The organism is Scardovia wiggsiae (assembly GCF_051045985.1).
GTDB lineage: Bacteria > Actinomycetota > Actinomycetes > Actinomycetales > Bifidobacteriaceae > Scardovia > Scardovia wiggsiae.
On sequence record NZ_CP157350.1, the window covers coordinates 1318775 to 1340802 of the forward strand.

Genomic DNA, 22028 nt, shown 5'->3' on the forward strand with positions numbered 1-22028 from the left:
GCAGAAGCCGTAACGCTGTCTGATATATCAGCTTCCCTTTGGCAGGTTTTTCCGTACAATTGAAGTATGCCACAGAAGTTTACGGGACCCAGTAAAGAAGTCCTCCGCAGCCAGATCGCGGAGCATATTGCAGAAATCGAAAAGGCGGAGAAAAATACTGCTCTGGCTTCGCAGTACAGGAGCCTGCCCAAAGACCGGTTTTTTGACCGTGAGATCAGCTGGCTGAAATTCAATAAACGTGTTTTGCAGCTGGCACAGGATCCAACACTGCCTTTGCTTGAGCGCACAAATTTTGAGGCGATCTTTGCCAGCAACCTTGATGAATTCTTTATGGTGCGTGTGGCGGGGCTTAAACGCCGCATCGACTCGGGTATCGCAGTCCCCAGCGCCAGCGGCATGAGCCCGCGCAGGCAGCTGCATGAGATCAGCGAACAGGCCCACAAGCTCCAGGAAGAGCATGCTTCCTGCTTCCGCAACGAGCTGGTACCCGCTTTGAAGGATGAGAACATCATTATCATGAAATGGAATGATCTGACCCTTGACGAGCAGGAACGCCTTTCCAAGGTATACCGGCGGCTGATTTTTCCCGTACTGACACCGCTTGCCGTGGATCCGGCGCACCCCTTCCCCTACATCTCGGGCAAATCCCTGAATCTTGCTGTCCTCGTGGAAAACGCCACATCAGGGCGGACCCATTTTGCACGCGTCAAAATACCGGACAACCTTCCCCGACTGTACCCTGTTGATGATCTGTCTGACAGCCTCGATTCAGACAGCGGTAGGGAACGCCATGGTTTCATCCCTCTCGAAGACCTTGTCCTCGCCCATATTGACGCGCTGTTCCCGGGGATGATCATCAAAGAGGCGCATTCTTTCCGTGTGACCCGTAATGAAGATATCGATGTGGAAGAGGACGACGCGGAAAACCTCCTCAACGCCATGGAAAGGGAGCTTCTGCGCCGCCGTTTCGGCCCCCCGATCCGCCTTGAGCTGAGCGATGCCATGTCAGGCCAGCTGTCCCATCTGCTGATATCGCAGCTTCGGGTCTCCGAGGATGAAGTTTACCGCCTTCCTGAACCTCTTGATATGACAGCTCTTTTTGAGCTGCATGATATTGACCGTCCGGATCTGAAATACCAGAATTTCGTCCCTACGACTAACCGGCAGATCGCAGAGGTGGAGTCAAGCCACGAGCAGGATATTTTCGCTGCGATCCGCGAGCATGATATCCTTCTCCACCATCCGTACGATTCGTTCTCAACATCAGTGCAGGCATTCCTTGAGCAGGCCGCCGCCGACCCAAAGGTCCTGGCGATCAAGCAGACACTTTACCGTACCTCCGGCAATTCGCCTATCATTGATGCGCTGATCGATGCAGCACATGCGGGCAAACAGGTGCTGGCACTTGTTGAGATCAAGGCCCGTTTTGATGAGCAGGCCAACATCCAATGGGCGCGGAAGCTTGAGCGTGCGGGTGTCCACGTAGTTTATGGCATCGTGGGACTGAAAACGCACAGCAAGCTCCTGCTCGTCGTCCGTTCTGAAGATAACGGGCTGCGGCGTTACTGCCATATCGGCACCGGAAACTATAACCCGAAAACTGCGCGGCTATACACTGACCTGGGCCTGCTGACCTGTGACCCGGTGGTCGGGCAGGATATGACCCGCCTGTTCAACCAGCTTTCCGGCTACGCGCCAAATTCCAGTTTCCACCGCCTCCTCGTAGCCCCGCGTACAGTACGTTCAGGGCTTATTGAGCGCATCCAGCGCGAGGAGCAGGCGGCGCGCAGCGGCAAAGAGGCGTGGATCAAGATCAAGGTCAATTCCCTTGTTGATGAACGCTGCATTGATGCTTTGTACCGTGCAAGCCAGGCCGGAGTAAAGATTGATATCGTTGAACGCGGTATCTGTGCCCTGAAACCCGGAAGAAAAGGGCTGAGCGAGAATATCCATGTCCATTCAGTCCTGGGCCGGTTCCTGGAACATAGCCGTATTTTTGCTTTCGCCAATTCACAGGGGCCGCAGATCGGCGAAGGCCCTACTGCAGGGCCGGAAGTATGGATCGGTTCGGCAGATCTGATGCACCGCAATCTTGACCGCCGTGTTGAGGCTCTGGTCCGCATCACTGATGCTACTCAGATCCAGCAGCTTATCGACTACATTGACCTGCAGATGTCGGAAAACACAAATTCGTGGCATATGCAGCCTGATGGCGACTATGTCCGCCATTCTGCTGACAGCAACGGCAATGCTCTCACAGATTCCCAGAGCCTTCTGATTGCACGGCATTCGCGCTCCCCCAGGGCCAGCCACTAGCCTTATCGATATGTATCTTTCCAGCTTCGGCCATATCATCGAGGAAGGCTACGCCCAGCATGCCAGGTATGGCAACAGGGGAAACATTGTGCTCGCCGGCGGAGGGATCGTCTGGAGGTATACCCGCCGGCAGCATGCCGGCATGGATGATACTGATGTCAGCGCCGGCAGCATCCATCCCAACCTAATCAGCATTCACCCCGGCACTACACGTCCCGGCAACGCCCATCCTGACAGCATCGCTCCCTACGATACTGAAAATGATGCTGACAGCGCTGTTGAAGTCTGTATTATTTACCGTCCGAAATACGATGACTGGAGCTGGCCAAAGGGCAAGCTGGAGGGCAACGAATCTGTTTTCCACTGCGCAGCACGCGAAATACAGGAGGAAACGGGGCTGCAGGTCCGGCTCGGGATGTTCCTCGGCCATATAAGCTATCCGCTTGCTAATGAAGGCAAAAAGGCCGCGATACCTAACGGCAACAAACAGCGCACATCGAAGAAAGCTGATACAGTACCTGTGAAGCACGTTTTCTACTGGGCGGCCCAGGCGGCTGCAAGCCCTTCTGCTGAATTACGGCCGCAGGTTTTCGGTGCAGTCAGCGGGCCAGACCCTCATGAAATCGGCGGACTCAGATGGGTCAGCCTGGACAGGGCCAGGAAACTCCTTACCCATAGTGGGGACCGCCAGCTTATTGATATATTCCAGTCCGCAGCCGGCTCAGGCCTCCTCCGTGCCCAGACTGTGCTGATAGTCCGCCACGGCAAAGCAGAAAGCAGGAAATCGTGGAAAGGCGAGGAACCCATGCGCCCTCTGACCCCTCGCGGAGCTGCGGCAGCGTATGCGCTTAACCGTGAGATTGCATGTTTTGCACCGGATGAACTGCTCTCATCCCCCTGGCGGCGGTGCATGGAAACGGTATCCGGCTATTCATATGAGGTGCATATACCGATCCTTACCCTCAGTACTCAGACAGAAACCGCATTTGCCGACGATGAAGAGGCATCGTGGCGGGATTTCCTGGCTGTTATGCGAAGCTGCATTGATCCGCACAATCCCCATAACAGTGCTGTCTGCATGCACAGGCCTGTGATCGGCGGCATGCTGAAGCGGATGAGGAGCCTGTGCGCCACCAGACGTCTGGCCGATGAGCTTCCAGGCGGCAGCCCCTATATGCCCGCAGGGAACATGCTTGCAGTCACACTTGCCCCAGGCAGGAATAGCAGTAATGATCCGGTAATAATAGATATCCAAAAGGTGGCCCCGCTTGTCTACTGATGCTTCCAGCCTGTCTACCCCGGGGAACCCCTCCGTCCGCGCAGCCGGGTCGGGCTTCGCGGCCTATCGGTCGGGTGCTTCGCGCTATGCACGGCCTACCCAGCTGGATCCTGCGCTTATCGGACAGCTGGACGGCGGCGCTGATCCGCAGGAGATCAGCGAGCTCAGCCATACTACTGCTGCAGTGCTTCTGGACCGCGTACGCCATACCCAGGACCCCGAAACGGTTGACCGTGTGCTCACACTGGTTGAGGCCGAAGGCCTTGACTTGATTGCAGAATTATGGAGCAAGGCCGCACCGGATTCCCTTCCCGGGATACTGTGGCGGCTATACGTCATGCGCCTGTGGATGCGCCGGAACACCTCGGCCATTTCGCATCTCTGGCGTGAAGGCGAGCCCGTGGAGACTTCGGCCTCAGCAATTGCCGGGGTTGACGTATCCCCGAGTGCAGATGATATTGCGCGCACTGCAGACTCCATACTCGCCGGCGCTTTTACCGGGGATTTTGCTGTAGCACTGGAACGGGCAGCAGCATTCTGCGAAGTCATCAGCAGGGCTCTCGCCAAACGGGCAGAACAGCCGGCTCCCCTGTCCACTTCCCGCAAGCTCGCATCAACTGCTGCAGTTTTCAAACATGGTGCACGATTGTGGCGTGACGGTTCACTGTACTGATTTTCTGCAGCAGGCTGAACAGGAAAATAAGACACACAGGAAAAGCGACGCGGATATAGCGTATTATGGATAGCGCGCTGAACTGTGTTTAAGCCCCGGGCTTCATTTTTTGCCGCTGCGAGCGGCCTGCGCGCCGACAGGCGCTTTCACAGTTCAGCGTTTTTATATCTCTGTTTCATATATCGCATTCTTACAGCAACCCTGATCCCGGTGTCTGCAGTCTCTTTTCCCCGGTTATGGTACCAGCTTCTTCGTACAGGCGCCTTTCAGCACTCAGGTATCCTTTTATGACTCCAGGCAGACTATCCACACCACAGCCCGTGGTGGTAAAACACGCAGATACAAAAACCATTGCGGCAGTTTTCCACAATTTTGATTTTGTATCTGCGTGTTTTACCACCAGCGGCGAATGTCCATCTGCAGTATAACCGGGCTGCACCGGGCTATATCCGCGCATCTACAGCTGCATAACAGCAATATCTGCAATACACCGGCACGAAAAAAGGCTGCCGGGCAAAACCCGGCAGCCTCCACAGCCTTTATCTGCATGGACCATTCTAACTGATCACTGCATGGCCAGTGCTATCAGTGGAACTGCATCCCGCCGTCAACTTCAATGGTCTGGCCGGTAATATAATCGGAATCAGGCCCGGCGAGAAACGACACGGCTGCTGCCACGTCTGACGGCTCCGACAGGCGCCCAAGGGCAATATCCTTGGAGAATGTGCCCATACCCCACTCATCGTCCTTCCCGGCATTCACTGCAACCTGATGTGCAATATCCATCATCATAGGTGTTTTAACGATCCCCGGAGCATATGCATTGACAAGTATGCCTTCGGAAGCCAGCTCGCGTGCCGCTACCTGGGTAATACCGCGGATAGCGAATTTTGTTGAGCAGTACAGCATGAGGTTAGGGTTGCCTACAACACCCGCCTGTGATGTTGCGTTGATGATCTTGCCCGCATGCCCAAGCTCACGGAACTTGCGCGTAGCTGCCTGGACGCCCCACATGGTGCCTGCAACATTAACATGCATCACTGTGTCAAAAAGGTCCTGGTCAACTGTCCCTACAGGGGTAGTCGGTGCGAGGCCTGCGTTGTTGACGATAACATTAAAATCACCGAAACGCTCAACTACTTCATCAACCGCAGCATCAACCGCTGACGAATCCGAAACATCAAGCTTGACTGCTACAGCTTCACCGCCGTCTGCATTCAGCTCATCTGCGAGCTTCTGGGCGCCTTCAAAGTTGAGGTCTGCAACTGCTACCGCGAAACCGTCCTGCGACAGCCGGCGTGCAATAGCTTCGCCGATCCCCTGGGCACCGCCTGTGACCATTGCTACTTTTTTAGCCATACTTTTCCTTTCGTAATTTTATAAGGATATGCGCCCGCAGGCCATAGATCCGTCATGGACCAGCCTAAACTGCCTGCCTCCGGGCCTTCCTCAGTTCCATACCTGCACCTGTGCATCCCTGCGCAAGCCAGATACTGTAAAATGATACTCGCAGCACGCAACCCATCAATGCGGCCTCCTCGGCGAGAAATACCCCTTAATTTTCTTCTGATGCTTTTGATATGCATCTGACAGGCCTTCGCTATATAGATGCCTTCGCTATATAAATAAGTAAGTATTACACCCGGCGGCATCCCGTCAGTAATCTACCTGTATACTGCTATTTCTACCAAATTACCGTCGGGATCATACAGATAAATGCTGTCCATAACCCCTCGTGCACCAGTCCGTTCAACAGGCCCTTCGATGATCCTGCCTCCACGGCCCCTGACCTCTTCTGCAATCTGCGATATATTACCCTCAGCAACAAGGCAGAAATCAAGGCTTCCTGCAGCAGGACGGGATGCGGCAGGAAGGAATTCCCCAGCCCGTTCATGTATATTGATTTTCTGATTCCCGAATTTCAGAACATGCCGTCCATGAGAGCATTCATGCTTCATCCCGAGGATATCTTCGTAAAAACTGACGCATTCCCTGATATCTGATGTTGTCAGAACAATATGGTCAATAGCAAGCAACCGCATTACAGTATTCCCCGTGTCCCCGTATATGCATCCCCAGCCGGCAGCTAGTCCTCATCGGGCCCTTCTGTGTGCGCAGTAATACGCAGCTGGATACGCGAATACTGCCCGGGAGGGAGCAGACGCCCGCGGGCACGCGCCATACGCAGGGCGCGGCGGCGGCGCGCGAGTTCACGCTTCATTTGCCCTGCAGGGCTGTCATCGCCGAATACTTCTGTAACATTCCCATTAGCACCTGCAGCAAACATGCGCAGATCCTTCGCCTTTTTCAGATACCGGATCTGCCTGCGCAACTGCCGGTTTTCCTCCATAAGGCGAAGGATGCGCGACACCCCGGACAGGTTGATAGACTCTTCGATCACCAGATGCTGGGTAAGGACCAATTTATTGATATCGCGCAGGCTGTACCGCCGCGCGCCGCCCGCTGTGCGCTGAGGGACTATGAGCGCAAGCCTGTCATACTGCCGCAGGGTCTGCGGATGTATACCCACCAGCTCTGCAGTCTGACCTACGGTAAATACAGGCTTGTTGACATCAAAACCCTCATCTTCGGCGCCTATAATGTCGAACGCCCCTGAAATAAGGCCAAATGCGTATGCAGTATATGCTTCGCGGTCACGTGCCGTCAATCGGTTGCCCATAGTCCCACCTCTTTATCCTTTGCCTGCTTTGCTGTGAACGTTATCCGCAGTATCCTTTATCAATTATCTATGTTTACCGCTGCCTTTATCAAGCCTGCTTTCGCTCACAGTATTATCGAAATCTTCCATGGCTTCGCTAAGATCTGCCACAGCTTTTTCCTGCGCCTTACTGATTTTTTGAGGGACACGGATACTGGTGACTGCAACCAGATCCCCTGTACCCTTTTTCGTATGGATGCCCCTTCCCGGGACACGTATCTCAGTACCTGAATCCGATCCCGCCGGCACAGTGATTTCGACACTGTCACCATTAAAATCATGCACAGTGACCGCAGCCCCGAGGACCGATTCTTCATACGTAACGGGAAGCACCATACGAAGGTCCTGCCCATCACTGGTAAAAACGGGGTCGGGCCTGACTGTAACAGCAATATACAGATCCCCGTTAGCGCCGCCGAACTGCCCGGCTTTGCCTTTCCCTGCCACACGGATCTTCTGCCCATCCCTGACTCCGGCCGGTATGTGGGCTTTGAACTTATTACCCAGAGACCCCAGGGATACTGTGGCGCCGTTAACGGCCTGCCTGAAACTCAAAGTGATGGAGGCATTCTTATTTCCGCCTTTAACCGGCTCATGGGCACCCTCACGGGGTGCGAAGGGGTTGCCGTTACCGGCAGCAGACCGCCGTCCAAAGGGGCTGGCAGTACTGCCGGCGCCGGACCCGCCCATACCATTCATCATCCCAAGTATATCGTTGATATCTATGCCTTCCGCGCCTGCACCTGACGTCGAGAAGCGGATATTCTGAGCCCCCTGGCCTGAAGCACCGCTGAACATGGATCCGAAAAGGTCGGAGAAATCTGCACTGCTGTAAGTGCCTCCGGCGCCGGACCCGCCAGCAAACCGCGCCCCGCCCATGCCGAACTGCCGTATGGCATCATACCGTTTCCGCTGTTCGCTGTTATTGAGGACATCATAGGCTTCAGAAATGTTTTTGAACTTGTCTTCAGCCTCTGTAGTCTTGTTCAGATCCGGATGGTACTTGCGTGCAAGTTTACGATATGCTTTAGTGATCTCTTCCTGGGATGCATCTTTCGATACGCCCAGTGTCGTATAGAAATCTTTGTTCAGCCATTCATTTTCTGCCATATCGTCCCCCTTTCCATCCCCGGCTGTCAGTCTGCCCTGTCAGAGCCGGCACTGCCTGATCCAGTCCCTGTATCAGTTTCCTGATCATCTTCGGCCGGAACGGCCACTACTGCCCTGGCTGCACGGATAATGCGGTCGTTGATACGGTATCCTGCCTCAACAACGGTATCGATTACTTCATGGTCCGCCCCGGCGTCAGGTTTACGCAGGACCGCATCATATCGCGACGGATCAAAATCCTCACCGGCTGCACCATATTTTTCAACACCGAATTTTGCAAACGTGCTGTCTATTTTCGCTGCCACAGCTTTGAAGGAATCATCCATCTCACCATGGGTGCGTATACGGTCTATGTCGTCCAGTGCGGGCAGCAGCGCTGTCAGCACATCAATGATGCCGTGCTGGCGATACCGGTCCTGCTCTTTTTGGGCCCGGTTGCGGAAGTTGATGAACTCCGCCCGTTCCCGCTGAAGGGCTTCCAGATAGTCTGCAGCCTCTTTCTTAGCCTGGCCAAGCGGAGTAAGGGTATCACTATCCTTGCTGTCCCGGCTCTCATCTGCATGGTGGCTGCCTTCGCCTTCCTGCCCCTGTATACTGTTTCCTTCGCCTGAGGCCGAAGATGGGACCTGTGCCGGATCAGCATCTGCAGATGAAGTATCTCCATCACGGCCCGGGGGCACAGGCCCGCCGCTGCTGGCGAGCCTGTCCGCATCTTCCATGCCGGCGAGGTAATCTTCCTTGCTGAACTCAGACATTACTTGTTATCCTTATCATCGTCCACAACTTCAGCATCAACGACGTCATCATCAGAGCCGTTGCTCCCGGAATCGCTGCCTGCTGCCGAAGAACCTGTACCGGATGCACCGGTTCCGCCTGCGGCCTGGGCCTGGTCTGCCGGCTGCTGGCTGTATAGCTGCTGCCCGATCTTCTGGGCAGAAGCCATAAGCTCACTCTGCGCGCTTTTAACAGCTTCAATGTCATCGCCTTTAAGCGCTTCTTTCAGTGCGTTGACCTTATCGGTAACTTCCTTGGCGGTGTCATCGGAGAGCTTGTCCTTGTTGTCTGAAACAAGCTTTTCGGTCTGATAGGCGAAGGATTCTGCCTGGTTGCGGGTCTCAGCATCTTCACGGCGCTTTTTGTCTTCGGCTTCGTGTGATTCCGCTTCCTTGACCATGCGGTCGATTTCATCCTTCGGCAGGCCTGAACCGCCGGTAATGGTCATGGACTGTTCCTTGCCCGTCCCCTTATCCTTAGCGGATACGTGCACAATACCGTTTGCATCGATATCGAACGTAACCTCGATCTGAGGTACACCGCGGGGTGCAGGGGCGATCCCTGTCAGCTCGAATGTACCCAGCGGCTTGTTGTCGCGGGCGAATTCGCGCTCGCCCTGATATACCTGGATCAGTACGCTTGGCTGGTTATCTTCTGCCGTAGAGAAGACCTCCGAGCGCTTGGTCGGGATAGCGGTATTCCTGTCGATCAGCTTGGTCATGATCCCGCCCTTGGTCTCAATACCGAGGCTCAGCGGTGTCACATCAATAAGCAGGACGTCGGAGCGGTCCCCCTTGATAACGCCTGACTGCACAGCAGCACCAACAGCCACGACTTCATCAGGGTTCACAGTCTTATTCGGTTCTTTGCCTCCGGTGAGTTCCTTGACAAGCTCCTGGACTGCCGGCATACGGGTAGACCCGCCGACCAGGACGATATGGTCGATCTGGGAAACGGATACGCCAGAATCACGCAGGACAGCGTTGAAAGGTTCACGGCACCTGTCAAGCAGGTCTGCTGTCATTTCTTCAAAACGCGCGCGTGTAAGCTGCTCGTCAAGATGGACCGGTGTTCCGTCAGGGGTCATAGCAAGATACTGCATGGAGATATTTGTGGAAGTCGAGGAGCTCAGCTCTTTCTTAGCCTGCTCTGCCGCTTCCTTCAGACGCTGCAGCGCGATCTTGTCTTTGGAGAGGTCCACGTTGTACTTATTCTTAACTTCGCGGACAAGCCAGTTGATGATTGCCTGGTCCCAGTCGTCACCGCCGAGGTGGTTGTCGCCGTTGGTCGCCTGCACCTGGATGGTGGAGAATCCATCTTCATCCTTGCCGATTTCCAGCAGGGAGACATCGAATGTACCGCCGCCAAGGTCAAAGACCAGGATGCGTTCATCTTCCTTGCCTTTTTCGAGGCCGTATGCCAGAGCAGCAGCTGTCGGCTCATTGATAATACGCAGTACGTTCAGCCCTGCGATCGTACCGGCATCTTTTGTAGCCTGGCGCTGTGCATCGTTAAAGTATGCAGGGCAGGTGATCACTGCATCGGTAACGGGCTCACCGAGATAAGCCTCTGCATCCCTTTTAAGCTTCATCAGGATCTGGGCGGATACTTCCTGCGGCGTCCACTTCTTGCCGTCAATATCTACCGACCAGTCTGTGCCCATGTGGCGCTTTACAGAAGAGATCGTACGATCTACATTCGTTACTGCCTGGCGCTTGGCTACTTCACCGACCAGGATCTCGCCGGATTTGCTGAACGCTACTACTGACGGCGTTGTGCGCATACCTTCCGCATTCACGATAACTGTAGGCTGTCCGCCTTCCAGAGTTGCAATGCAGGAGTTAGTCGTCCCTAAATCAATACCTACTGCACGTCCCATTATTATCCTCCACTATGTGTGTATGTAAGTTTTCTGTTATACTTGTGCTCTATAAAGTTGAGCCTTATCAACTCAACTCTAAACTTGAGCCTACACAACTCAACTTTGTTTTGTCAAGTTATATTCCGGCGATTCGCAAATATTTCAAAAATTATTGATGAAAACCGGCTTGTCCAGAAATCCGGCAGAGTGCCCTACAGATTCCAGCCGGATATGACGCGGTCCTCGTGATGCCACGACAGCACACAGAAATGGGCTGTCCCCAGCTCGAACATGCGGGCCGCTTCAGGAGGGAGGCCAAGCCACTGCGTCGCCAGGATGCGCAGGATATGCGCATGCGCCACGCATATAACGTCTTCGCCTGCCTCAAGCGCGGGAACTGCCCGCTGTATGACCTGCCGGGTACGCGCAGCTGCCATTTCGGCAGACTCCCCGACACCGTTATTGATAGTTATCTCGCCATACTCCGGCAGCATCTCATGCCTTATCCCCTGAAGCGCAGAAGGGAGGGTAAGAGGGCCGCGGTCCCATATGTTCCACGTTTTCTCACCAATAGCCTTCGCCACCTGGGAACGGGTCCGCCCCTCAGCAGGGCCGTAATCGAATTCGGCAAGGCCGTCGTCAACAGTATATTCCCCAAGGCCGGCAAGCTGCGCTGTATCCTGCGCCCGCTTAAGCGGCGACACATAGACATGGAAAGCAGCAGAGGCACCTGCGCCCGGGCCAGCCAAAAACTCCCGGATCCTCTTGCCTGCATCCTTCGCCTGTATACAGCCTGTCTGCGTCAGCGGGATATCAGTACGTCCCGTGTACTGCCCCGTTTCGCTCCATACAGTCTGCCCATGCCGCAGCAGGACCAGCCTGCCCCGTAATACACCCTGTACCATAACATCTCACCTCATGCTTCATTGCCGGGTACTTTCTCACAGCCATAACCGGCATAGCTATAACCGGTATATGCCGGCACAGCCCGCTATACTGTGCCCTTCTATAGTAATATACCACTGCTACCAATGTCTGTCAGCCGTGGGGCCGCACCCCTGCGGCAGTGCACACGCTCAACCGCTGCTGCCTGCGCGGGGCTGCAGGTTTTATCCGCTGCACACACCCAGCCCGCATCATGCATATTTTGAGTTCTCATGGAGGCGTGCGATAATGCTTATATGAGCACTACGAACAGCATTGATACGCGCAGCAGCGACGGGCAGGCCGTCGATAAGAAAGACGGGCTTTTTTCAGCCCTTGCAAAGGTCGATAAAACTGTCACCGGCCAGCGCGAAAAAATTGAGTCTGATCCGGACAGTTTTTCCGATAAGCTCATTAAATGGGCCCTGCCTGCAATCGCAGGTTTCGTAGTAAGCAAAGGCATAGCTATCGCCTGGGACGCAATTTTCCATAGGGGGCGGTTCGCAAAAAAACAGGATCCGTCTGACATTTCTGACAGCCTTGAAGATAATGCAGATATGCCTACCGGCGAAGAGGCAAGCCAGGGAGTCCTCCTCGGCATGCTGTTTGCTGCTATTACAGGTGCATTAGGGGCCCTCACATCAACGCTGAGTACAAAAGGGTCAGAAAAACTCGTAGCGCGCCGTCAGGATAAACGCAGCAGATAGGCCGTTCCGACCGGGAAACAAACGCAGCAGAACCCACACAGCCTTGCGGGCTACAGCGCAGCACGACCGCTGCCGCGGCCCATGTCACTTACTCTTACTTACCTTGCTCAGCTTACTTGCCGCGGGCCTGCAGCCATTCCAAGAGGGAATCATAAATAGTCTGGGCGTACAGGCTTCCGCCTTCCGAAGAAGCAGCATGTATCCCATCGCTTGCCAGAAGCCCGGGGTGAGCCGCAGCAGCCGCATCCCAGTTGACCATAAGCGCATCCTGAGGATGCCGGCTTACAAAATCCCGCACATTCTGATTGGCGGCAGCAGTCCACGTGCGGTCCATATGGGCATTGACCACCAGGAAAACATGCCCCGGCCCCGCAGCATTATAGATATTTTCCCACTGCTGCGGCGTACCGGCACCATTAGTGCTCAGCCCGATAACAATGTACTTGCGCAACAGCCCTTTCGCCTTCAAAGAAGTAATAACACCGGGCCCTTCATGGAGGAAACGCGACACCTTCGCATCAATGATTATCCCGGGGAATCTCTGCTGCACAGCAGTTGCTGACCCGAGCATCACCGAATCCCCTACGGCAGTCATCTCAGTTCCGGCGGGCATCACAGGCTGCTGCGCAGGAGGGGAAGGCGATCCTGAAGGCTGCGTCTCAGCAGGGGCAGACGTCTGATGCGATGGGGACGGTTCAGGAGCCGGGGCCCTGCGGATATCCTGAGAAGCGGGGCCGCTGGCTTTCCCGCTACCCTTCAGGATTGCAGCCTGTGCCTCCAGCTGGTTTTGTATTGATGTCTGTGCGGGTGCATAAGCGATCACGAAACCGCATCCTGTCCACAAAGCCACAAGGATAAAGCAGATAACTGCCCTGTTCACAGCCGATTTCCGCCGTGCAGCAGTACCCATATCTGAGATGCGCCCGGCGGTTACAGCACTTATATCACGCTTTTTATCACCATCAGCAGCCTCATCGGTACCATCAGCAGTACCCGCCCCCTCCATACCGCAACGTCCGGCAGATGGCTGTGATGACTCTGCAGGCCCAGCTCCTGGGATACGCGAAATAAAGGCCGCATATATGCGCGATGCAGGCTTTTCCACATAATGTGCGCTTACATATGCCATAACAAGGGTCAGGGAGAAAGAAACAAGTACGAAAACCCACTGGTACTTCCCGCGGAGCCCAGGCAGTGAAAGCTGTGCGAGAATAAGAAGAGGCCAATGCCAGATATAAAGCCCATAGGAATACTGCCCTGCAATCCTTAACGGCCGCCACGCAAACAAAGGCCGCATCCATGAACGCTCCGAAAGCGTCCCCCACAGCATTATCACTGTCAGGATACTTGCTGCACACAGGACGCCGTAAAAGGCATAATCCCTATCGCGGAGGATGTATGCTGCTGCGATAACTGCCATCAGTGATACAAAGGAGAGTACAGGCAGCATCACGCGCGTCAGTAATGGGCCTTCAGCCTGGCTGTCAGCAAGATGCGATATATCCATTTTTTCCGCAAGGGACTCAAGGACTTTCCTGCGCGGAGTACGGGTACTTTCCAGGAATGCCTGCTCTATCTGCCCGCGGAGTTTTCCGCCATACGACCACAGAAGGGCAAAAGCAAAAGCCGCCCCAGTGAATAAACCGAAACAATGCGTATCAAACCCAAAATATACACGGGTAGGGCTGCCCCAGCCTCCTCCAAAAAGGATCCCCATCAAAAACGCACTTATGCATGCTGCAGCGGAAGAAAGGATAAAACCTGTTTTCCCCACAGCTCTTATCCATGCCGCATATTTACTGTATCCGTACAGCGACTTGGCAAACTGGGACCGCAGCCTCCTGTTCCCGCCCTGCGCATTCGCACCTTTATGTTTCCTCCGTCCGTCTGCTCCCCGCGCATCAGAGAATATGCCCTGTGTCCCCATCGGCGCAAAAAGGTGCGCTATGCCGACAGCCAGTGCAATAAACAGAGGGATAATCAGGTAAAACTGTATGCAGAGGGAAACAAACCATAAAGGTTCCAGCAGCTGAGGGACTGTCTGGTCAAAATAACTCCCGCCGCTGAATATCTCATAATAATTATAGGTAAATGTAAAAACGGCAACCACACGCCTGCCAATACCCACAAGGGCATCTTTATTGATAAACCATGCAGCAGTAATAACTGCCGGAACCATGAACAGCAAAGCCGGCACAAGACGGATAAGGCGCCTGCCGTAAAAATCCGCAAGCGCGCCGGGAAACCTGCGGAAGCCAGCCGGCTGCTGTCCCTCCGCCCGCTGCCTCGCAGATCCTATCCTGATGTTGTTTTTAAATGCTGCCCGAAGCGCAAAACCCTTCAGGAGCGAAACCGAGGTAAGGAACCCAGCAATAGTAAAAAATATCTCAACACCAATAAATCCGCCGGGAAAAGTATGCGCGAAAAAGTGGTAAAGGAGCACCGCAATAATGCCCACTCCCTTGATCCCGTCAAGCGCGTAATTTCTTTTCATGCTAGCCTTTTATCCGCAATTATGACCTTACAATACCGTATATCATATATGAAATCTAATAGTTAACGGGTACAACCATCTGCATGCGTGTCGTCAGGACAGTCCCGTACCCCGTATGCCTGTATTTTATCTGCCAGTACGCAGGCTGCGACTCACTTCACAATAAAATACCCTAATGCTACACATAGGACAGGCGCAGCTGCCATGCTGAAAAAATACCCTATACATGTGCCGTATTTTTTACGGCGTGCGAGGGAGACAGTTTCGTTGACAGCCGTTGAAAATGTTGAAAACCCGCCGAGAAAGCCCGTAGCTATTATCATGCGGACTGCAGCCGGATCGACGGCCGAAGGCAGGAAACCGTGCATCCGAGGATGCGCAGCAATACCGGCAATAATCCCGATAGCAAAAGAAGCAAGGGCATTGATAATAAAAGTTGACAGGGGAAAACTGCGTTTCCATAAGCGTCTGATTGCAGCATCAAGCGCAAAACGGCATACTGCCCCTATCCCTCCGCATATGCAGACAGCACAGAATCCAGCTAAAGACATCATCCTTCACGCTTCCCCTCACTGCTGCCGATACGATCACAGGCTTTCTTCCAGCAGTACGCTCCCAGGCACGCACTCATAATCCCCAGGATAAAAGTGGCAGCCATATAAGCTGCGAAACCGCTTATATCTTCTGCATGAAGGGCGGAAAACCCTTCAAATGCCAGTGTCGACATAGTCGACAGCCCTCCGCACAGGCCCGTCCCCAGCGCACGGTCGGTAACAGCTTCGTTATGCGTTTTTATCACATGTCTGCGGCTGAAGAAAGCGGTCAGTCCTGCATACAGGAGACAGGCCAGCAGATTGGCGCACAGCGTGCCGGGATGGAAATCCGCCTGCCAGCCATGCGCGGAGGATGACAGATAGGGAAAAACCGCAGATAATGTATACCGCAGCCCTGTCCCTACACAGCCTCCTATAAATACTGCAGCATATAGCGTCCAGTCTTTCAGCGGATCCGCCGCTGCAGATCCGGGATCTGTTTCTGCACTATGTGCCCCGGGTGGAGTATTTTGTGGACCCTTATAGTGTTCTGTACCCATTCGCGCCTTCCTGTCCTATATCAATAATCCCAACAGTCCTTACTCCCTATTCTTTATTCCTTGCCTATCGTACCCTTCTATCATTACACCGGCCTCCGCAGCCCCTGACAGCCCTGCTGCCGCTGGCCAGCCTCTGCTTTTCCATAGCCCGCCTATACGCAATCCCGCTGCTGCCAAAACAACTCCGCAAACCAGTCTGCCGGAATGGGCAGATATGGTAAGGGCGGGTGCGCAGATGCATAATAACTCCTATACTTGTAATCATGAAGAGATTCCTGATCAACTGGTTTGTTATAACTATCGCCTGCGGGATCATGTGCTGGCTCCTTCCCGGTATCCAGGCAGTAGGCGGGAACAGGTTCCTGGCGTATGCAGCATTCGCCCTTTTTATGGCACTGATCAACGCTTCAATAAAACCTGTTATCCAGGTACTTGCCATCCCTGTAACGGTCGTCAGTTTCGGCATAGCTGCGCTGCTTATCAACATAGCACTGTTCGGATTAGCATCTATGCTGGCACTGAACGTATTCGGCGTAGGCATCACGATATCGAATTTCTGGTGGGGAGCACTTGGCGCCGCGATACTGTCAGTTATTTCCGGGATACTGAACTCTGTCGTCAGCGATCTTGTCTGAGTCCCGCCCTTTCTGGCTGCGGGACTCCGGGCGTCCGGAGAAAGCGCGGATAAGGCATACGATAGAACACCCAATCGCGGCAACCATCACTATATAGCACCAATGGCTGCCGCGGACCGTAGCAAACTGGTACTGCTGCGTCCCGGGGGCCAGGCCTGCCTGCGAAATACTTACCAGCGCTGACATCAGTGTTGTGCCGAGCGCCCCTGACAGCTGGTTGAACGAATTGAAAACTGCGTTGCCGTCAGCTTTGAACTCAGGATCAAGGGTATTCAAGGCGCAGGTCATGGAATTCGCAAAACTCATAGAGTATCCCATCATAAATACGAAATAGAAAATCCCAAGAAGATACACCGGCGACCCCGGAGTTATGAATACCATAAACAGAAGAACCCCGGCAAATGTCAGGACCATGGCGGATAGTACAGGCCGTTTCGGACCATATTTATCAAGCAGGGATCCGGCCCAAGGCGCCAGGAAAGCCCCAAAAAGCGCCCCCGGAAGGATCAGGAATCCGCCGACTAATGCAGACGCCCCAAATCCGAGCTGTGCTGAGTTGGGGATAACATAGCCGAAGCTTATCTGGCATATCTGCATAAGGATGTAGGCAGCAAGGGCCCACCGGAATGTGATGCTGCGGAACACTCCAAGCCGTATAAGCGGAGAGAATGAACGCCGTGACATCCATGCGAATATCCCTGCCGCAGCAATTGATACAGCCAGCAGGGCTGCTGCAGCTATGCCATCCGCAACAGCACCCGGTGTATGGCTGCTGACAGCAACTGCCGCCTGCCCGCCTTTATTTACAGCGAAAATAAACGTTACAAAGGAAACCATCAGGGCTGCTGCCTGAAGGACAGTGAACTGTGCCGCTTCAAGCCGGGAAACCTGGCGGATAGACAGATATCCGGTTACCAGAGGGATAGCCAGGAAAGGGATAAGGATCACGAAAATAAGACGCCACGGCATGTAAGTACCGACAAGCCCTCCAACAGCCGGGCCAAGCGCAGGGGCAACGGAAATGACCAGCCCGCCAACCCCCATGATCTGCCCTACATGGGAGCGCGGCGACTGCTCAAGGATAATATTGAACATAAGCGGCATTGCAAGCCCGGTCCCCAGGCCCTGTAAAATACGCGCGGCAAGGAGCATGGAGAAACTGGCCGAACATGCTGCAACGATGCACCCGATTATGCATAGTGTCACTGCAACAAGGAAAACAGTGCGAAGTCTGAATTTTCGTTTTATATAAGATGATAGCGGGACAATAAGCGAAACAACGAGAAGATAGCCTGTGGTCAGCCATTGGACTGTAGATGTGCCAACCCCGAATTCTGCCATAATGACCGGGAAAAGTACGCTTGTCAGCGTTTCAACGAGGATGCCTATAAAAGAAACCATTCCGACAGATATGATGGACGCAATAAGCCTGCCCGGTATCTTTTCAGGCGGCGGAGTGACATCCGGGTACACCTTGCGGTCAGGATTTTCTGAGGTATTGTGCTGCCGTGTATTATCCTCTTCAGCTGAGGGTAGGCGCTCTTCGCCGGCTTTCACTGATTTTTTGGTGCTGTCTGTCTGCATTATGACTCTTCCATCGCGTATCGTATATGTGCCGGGCCTCCAGCTATGGGTACTCCCGGTCAGATAAAGAAAAGGCTCTGTCCGTTATCTGCTGGAGATAAGTGGATAGAGCCTTTGTTATCGTGTTGTGGTGGCGGTGTGCTACTTTCCCGCACCCTGTCGGGTGGAGTATCATTGCCGTGCCAGGGCTTAGCTTCCGGGTTCGGGATGGTGCCGGGCGTTTCTCCTGGGCTGTGACCGCCACAAAACTATATTCTGTTATATGTGTTGTTGGTGGTGGGTTGGCGACCGGATAGTAGACGCGGGTGATTAGTGTGTTGGTCTTGTGTGTTGCTATTGGTAGGGTTGATTAGCGTGTGTGTGTACGGGTTGGTGCTGTTGTCCGTTAGTACCAGTCAGCTGCGCATGTTGCCATGTGTCCACGTCTGGCCTATTAACCCCATGGTCTGGTGGGGGGACTCTTCACACTCAAAGGTGTGGGGGAATCCTTATCTTGGAGAAGGCTTCCCGCTTAGATGCTTTCAGCGGTTATCCTATCCGAACGTAGCTAACCAGCAGTGCCACGGGCGTGACAACTGGCATACCAGAGGTTCGTCCACCCAGGTCCTCTCGTACTATGGGCAGGGCTCCTCAAGATTCCAACGAGCGCAGAGGATAGAGACCAAACTGTCTCACGACGTTCTGAACCCAGCTCGCGTGCCGCTTTAATTGGCGAACAGCCAAACCCTTGGGACCTGCTCCAGCCCCAGGATGCGACGAGCCGACATCGAGGTGCCAAACCATCCCGTCGATATGGACTCTTGGGAATGATCAGCCTGTTATCCCCGGGGTACCTTTTATCCGTTGAGCGATGCCGCGTCCGTACACCGGCACCGGATCATTATCTCCGACTTTCGTCCCTGCTCGACCTGTCAGTCTCACAGTCAAGCCCGCTTGTGTGATTACACTCAACACCCGATTGCCAACCGGGTTGAGCGGACCTTTGAGCACCTCCGTTACTCTTTAGGAGGCAACCGCCCCAGTTAAACTACCCGCCAGGCACTGTCCCTAGCATGGATAACATGCTCAGGTTAGACGCCCACTGCCAGCAGAACGGTATTTCACTTGATGACTCCACCCAGCCTAGCGGCCGGGTTTCATAGTCTCCCGCCTATTCTACACAACCAGCAGCGAACGACAATACCAAGGTATAGTAAAGGTCCCGGGGTCTTTTCGTCCTTCTGCGCTTAACGAGCATCTTTACTCGTACTGCAATTTCACCGAGGTCCTGGTCGAGACAGTGGGGAAGTCGTTACGCCATTCGTGCAGGTCGGAACTTACCCGACAAGGAATTTCGCTACCTTAGGATGGTTATAGTTACCACCGCCGTTTACTGGGGCTTAAATTCACCGCGTCACCCTTACGGGTTAACGGATCCTCTTAACCTTCCAGCACCGGGCAGGCGTCAGTGCATATACAGCGACTTACGTCTTGGCATGCACCTGTGTTTTTGGTAAACAGTCGCTACCCCCTGTTTTGTGCCGCCCCACAACACTCACCCACGCTAGGTGGGATCATCTCACAGGGCCTCCCTTATGCCGAAGGCACGGGAGCAATTTGCCGAGTTCCTTGACCAGGATTCACTCGAACGCTTTAGTATTCTCTACCTGACCACCTGTGTCGGTTTAGGGTACGAGCGGAACCACACCTAACAGTGAAGCTTTTCTCGGCACAAGGCACCACCAGCACACCACCCCTAAAGATGATGCTCATCACGTCTCACAGTCTGCTGTCAGGGATTAGCCTCTGACACCTGCTACACGCTTAACCAGCCATAACCACCAGGCCAGGCCAGCTTACCCCATGCGTCACTCCCCTGCTCCCCTACTACACCCACCACCAAACACCACCACCCCCTGTACACCCCCGAAAGGGCCTACAGGAAGGAAACAGTGCCTAGCGTGTGATGCCTCGAGTGTGGGCGGTGTGATACCGGTACGGGAATATCAACCCGTTCATCCATTCGACTACGCCTGTCGGCCTCGCCTTAGGACCCGACTCACCCGGGGACGTTAACCGTGGCCCCGGAACCCTTAGTCATCCAGCGCGCGGGATTGTCACCCGCGTTTCGTTACTCATGTCTGCATTCTCACTTCCCTACAGTCCACCACACGGTTACCCCGTGGCTTCACCCCGTAGGGAACGCTCTCCTACCCAACCACCCCCTAAGAGGCGGCTGCCGCGTTTTCGGTGGTGTGCTTGAGCCCCGCTACATTGTCGGCGCGGAGACACTAGACCAGTGAGCTGTTACGCACTCTTTCAAGGATAGCTGCTTCTAAGCCAACCTCCTGGCTGTCCATGCGACTCCACATCCTTTCCCACTTAGCACACGCTTAGGGACCTTAAACGACGATCTGGGCTGTTTCCCTTTCGACAACGGAGCTTATCCCCCGCTGACTCACTGCCCGTGCACAACCATACCGGTATTCGGAGTTTGGTTGCCATCAGTACCCCATACGGGCCCTTTGGCATCCAGTAGCTCTACCCCCGGAAGGCGACCACGAACGCTGCACCTAAATGCATTTCGGAGAGAACCAGCTATCACGGAATTTGATTGGCCTTTCACCCCTAACCACAAGTCATCCCCCCAGTTTTCAACCTAGGTGGGTTCGGTCCTCCACGCGGTCTCACCCACGCTTCAACCTGCTCACGGCTAGATCATCCCGCTTCGGGTCCAGAACATGCAACTAAAACGCGCTATTAACACTCGCTTTCGCTACGGATCCCCCACACGGGTTAACCTCGCTACATGCCACTGACTCGCAGACTCATTTTTCGATAGGCACGCCATCACCCCCAACAAGAGGCTCTGACGGATTGAAAGCACATGGTTTCAGGAACTATTTCACTACCCTCCCGGGCTACTTTTCACCTTTCCCTCACGGTACTCGTGCACTATCGGTCACGTACATATATTTAGACTTACCCCACGGTCAGGGCAGATTCACACGAGATTCCACGAGGCTCGTGCTACTCGGGGACATTCTTCCCAGGCCTGGCATCTTCAGCTACGGGACCATCACCCTCTACGGTCATGTCTTCAACCATGTTCACCTCACACCAGACTTTATCACTAGGCAGGAAGCCGCCTGACTTCCTCAAGAAACCCCACAACACCACACACGCACCAGCAGGCGCTTATACCACGCGCATGGTTTAGTCTCCTCCGCTTTCGCTCGCCACTACTAACGGAATATCTTTTCCTGCAGGTACTAAGATGTTTCACTTCCCTGCGTACCCCCCGCATATACGCGGTACCACCCCATAACAGGTGGCAGGTTACCCCATTCAGACACCCTCGGATCAACGCCCTGTCGGCAGCTCCCCGAGGCCTATCGCGGCCCCACACGTCTTTCATCGGTCATACGTGCCCAGGCATCCACCATATGCCACACCAAGCACCCAGCCTGGCACAACACACGCCTATCAACCCCAGACAACACTACAAGTATTATCACAAATGATCACACTAAAACACGCCACACCCCACCACCCCCACAAAAACAAGAGTGACCAGGGTATGGCTACAGACACACACCCACCCCTTACAGGCAGGTGTATGCTCGCGTCCACTATCCAGTTGTCAAACCACCACCCCACACCCCACAACCCCCCTCCCACCAGAGGAAAGGGAACCATGAGACGGGTTTTCTGCCCCAAACCATAGTCATGGCCAGGGAACCCAACAGCGCGCTTAGCACCACCACTACTTACACATCACATAAATCCCGGTAAAAGGGTTTTTGACTGTTTCCACACCACACACCCCACACCCCTCCACACAAAAAGAAGGGAAACTAATCAGGGTGCTTCTTCCCCC

General features: G+C 54.3%; 16 protein-coding genes and 2 rRNA genes. 5 read left to right on the forward strand and 13 right to left on the reverse strand.

The features are described from left to right. Window positions 1-66: 66 nt before the first annotated feature. The 3 genes from ABKA16_RS05625 to ABKA16_RS05635 are packed head-to-tail and all read left to right on the forward strand — an operon-like array spanning window position 67 to window position 4268. Window positions 67-2316 (forward strand): RNA degradosome polyphosphate kinase, encoded by a 2250-nt coding sequence (locus ABKA16_RS05625; RefSeq protein ID WP_381000222.1) that lies wholly within the window; start codon window positions 67-69, stop codon window positions 2314-2316. A gap of 10 nt (window positions 2317-2326) precedes the next feature. After that, window positions 2327-3595, forward strand: a complete 1269-nt coding sequence (locus ABKA16_RS05630) for an NUDIX hydrolase (protein WP_381000220.1) — start codon at window positions 2327-2329, stop codon at window positions 3593-3595. Beyond that, window positions 3585-4268, forward strand: coding sequence for a thymidine phosphorylase (locus ABKA16_RS05635; RefSeq protein ID WP_381000218.1), 684 nt, complete (start codon window positions 3585-3587; stop codon window positions 4266-4268). Before ABKA16_RS05630 ends, ABKA16_RS05635 begins: the two co-directional genes overlap by 11 nt. A 585-nt stretch (window positions 4269-4853) precedes the next feature. On the opposite strand, the gene ABKA16_RS05640 is transcribed toward ABKA16_RS05635, so the two are convergent. The 7 genes from ABKA16_RS05640 to ABKA16_RS05670 all read right to left on the reverse strand — a co-directional run bounded on the left by ABKA16_RS05640 (window position 4854) and on the right by ABKA16_RS05670 (window position 11637). Then, window positions 4854-5627, reverse strand: a complete 774-nt coding sequence (locus ABKA16_RS05640) for a (S)-acetoin forming diacetyl reductase (protein ID WP_381000216.1) — start codon at window positions 5625-5627, stop codon at window positions 4854-4856. Between the two features lie 305 nt (window positions 5628-5932). Next, window positions 5933-6310: a VOC family protein gene (locus ABKA16_RS05645; RefSeq protein WP_381000214.1), complete on the reverse strand. Its 378-nt coding sequence runs from the start codon at window positions 6308-6310 to the stop codon at window positions 5933-5935. Window positions 6311-6354: 44 nt separating this feature from the next. After that, window positions 6355-6948, reverse strand: a complete 594-nt coding sequence (locus ABKA16_RS05650; protein WP_007148203.1) for a heat shock protein transcriptional repressor HspR — start codon at window positions 6946-6948, stop codon at window positions 6355-6357. A gap of 63 nt (window positions 6949-7011) precedes the next feature. Then, on the reverse strand, window positions 7012-8097 hold the full coding sequence (locus tag ABKA16_RS05655) for a DnaJ C-terminal domain-containing protein (RefSeq protein ID WP_381000211.1): 1086 nt from the start codon (window positions 8095-8097) through the stop codon (window positions 7012-7014). A 26-nt stretch (window positions 8098-8123) separates the two neighbouring features. After that, entirely contained in the window at window positions 8124-8852 is a 729-nt protein-coding gene (gene grpE / locus ABKA16_RS05660; protein WP_381000209.1) for a nucleotide exchange factor GrpE, read from the reverse strand. Continuing rightward, entirely contained in the window at window positions 8852-10750 is a 1899-nt protein-coding gene (gene dnaK, locus ABKA16_RS05665) for a molecular chaperone DnaK (protein WP_381000207.1), read from the reverse strand. The genes grpE and dnaK overlap by 1 nt, the downstream gene beginning before the upstream one ends. A 194-nt stretch (window positions 10751-10944) precedes the next feature. Next, window positions 10945-11637, reverse strand: coding sequence for a histidine phosphatase family protein (locus tag ABKA16_RS05670; RefSeq protein ID WP_381000206.1), 693 nt, complete (start codon window positions 11635-11637; stop codon window positions 10945-10947). Between the two features lie 276 nt (window positions 11638-11913). Here ABKA16_RS05670 and ABKA16_RS05675 point away from each other — a divergent pair, with 276 nt between their 5' ends. Then, the gene (locus tag ABKA16_RS05675) at window positions 11914-12363 is read left to right on the forward strand and encodes a DUF4235 domain-containing protein (RefSeq protein ID WP_381000204.1); all 450 of its coding nucleotides are present in this window, start codon (window positions 11914-11916) and stop codon (window positions 12361-12363) included. Between the two features lie 112 nt (window positions 12364-12475). On the opposite strand, the gene ABKA16_RS05680 is transcribed toward ABKA16_RS05675, so the two are convergent. The 3 genes from ABKA16_RS05680 to ABKA16_RS05690 form a co-directional block, all read right to left on the reverse strand. After that, entirely contained in the window at window positions 12476-14857 is a 2382-nt protein-coding gene (locus ABKA16_RS05680) for an acyltransferase family protein (RefSeq protein WP_381000202.1), read from the reverse strand. Between the two features lie 152 nt (window positions 14858-15009). Beyond that, window positions 15010-15408, reverse strand: coding sequence for a fluoride efflux transporter FluC (locus ABKA16_RS05685; protein ID WP_381000602.1), 399 nt, complete (start codon window positions 15406-15408; stop codon window positions 15010-15012). Then, entirely contained in the window at window positions 15408-15950 is a 543-nt protein-coding gene (locus ABKA16_RS05690; RefSeq protein ID WP_381000200.1) for a fluoride efflux transporter FluC, read from the reverse strand. Before ABKA16_RS05690 ends, ABKA16_RS05685 begins: the two co-directional genes overlap by 1 nt. A gap of 263 nt (window positions 15951-16213) precedes the next feature. Between ABKA16_RS05690 and ABKA16_RS05695 the strand changes: the two genes are divergently transcribed. Further along, the gene (locus ABKA16_RS05695) at window positions 16214-16585 is read left to right on the forward strand and encodes a phage holin family protein (RefSeq protein WP_381000198.1); all 372 of its coding nucleotides are present in this window, start codon (window positions 16214-16216) and stop codon (window positions 16583-16585) included. Here ABKA16_RS05695 and ABKA16_RS05700 read toward each other — a convergent pair. The 3 genes from ABKA16_RS05700 to ABKA16_RS05710 form a co-directional block, all read right to left on the reverse strand. Further along, the gene (locus tag ABKA16_RS05700; protein ID WP_381000196.1) at window positions 16538-18169 is read right to left on the reverse strand and encodes an MDR family MFS transporter; all 1632 of its coding nucleotides are present in this window, start codon (window positions 18167-18169) and stop codon (window positions 16538-16540) included. The genes ABKA16_RS05695 and ABKA16_RS05700 overlap by 48 nt on opposite strands. 128 nt (window positions 18170-18297) lie before the next feature. Continuing rightward, window positions 18298-18414, reverse strand: a 5S ribosomal RNA gene (gene rrf, locus ABKA16_RS05705). A 120-nt stretch (window positions 18415-18534) separates the two neighbouring features. Then, a 23S ribosomal RNA gene (locus tag ABKA16_RS05710) occupies window positions 18535-21608 on the reverse strand. Between the last annotated feature and the right edge of the window lie 420 nt (window positions 21609-22028).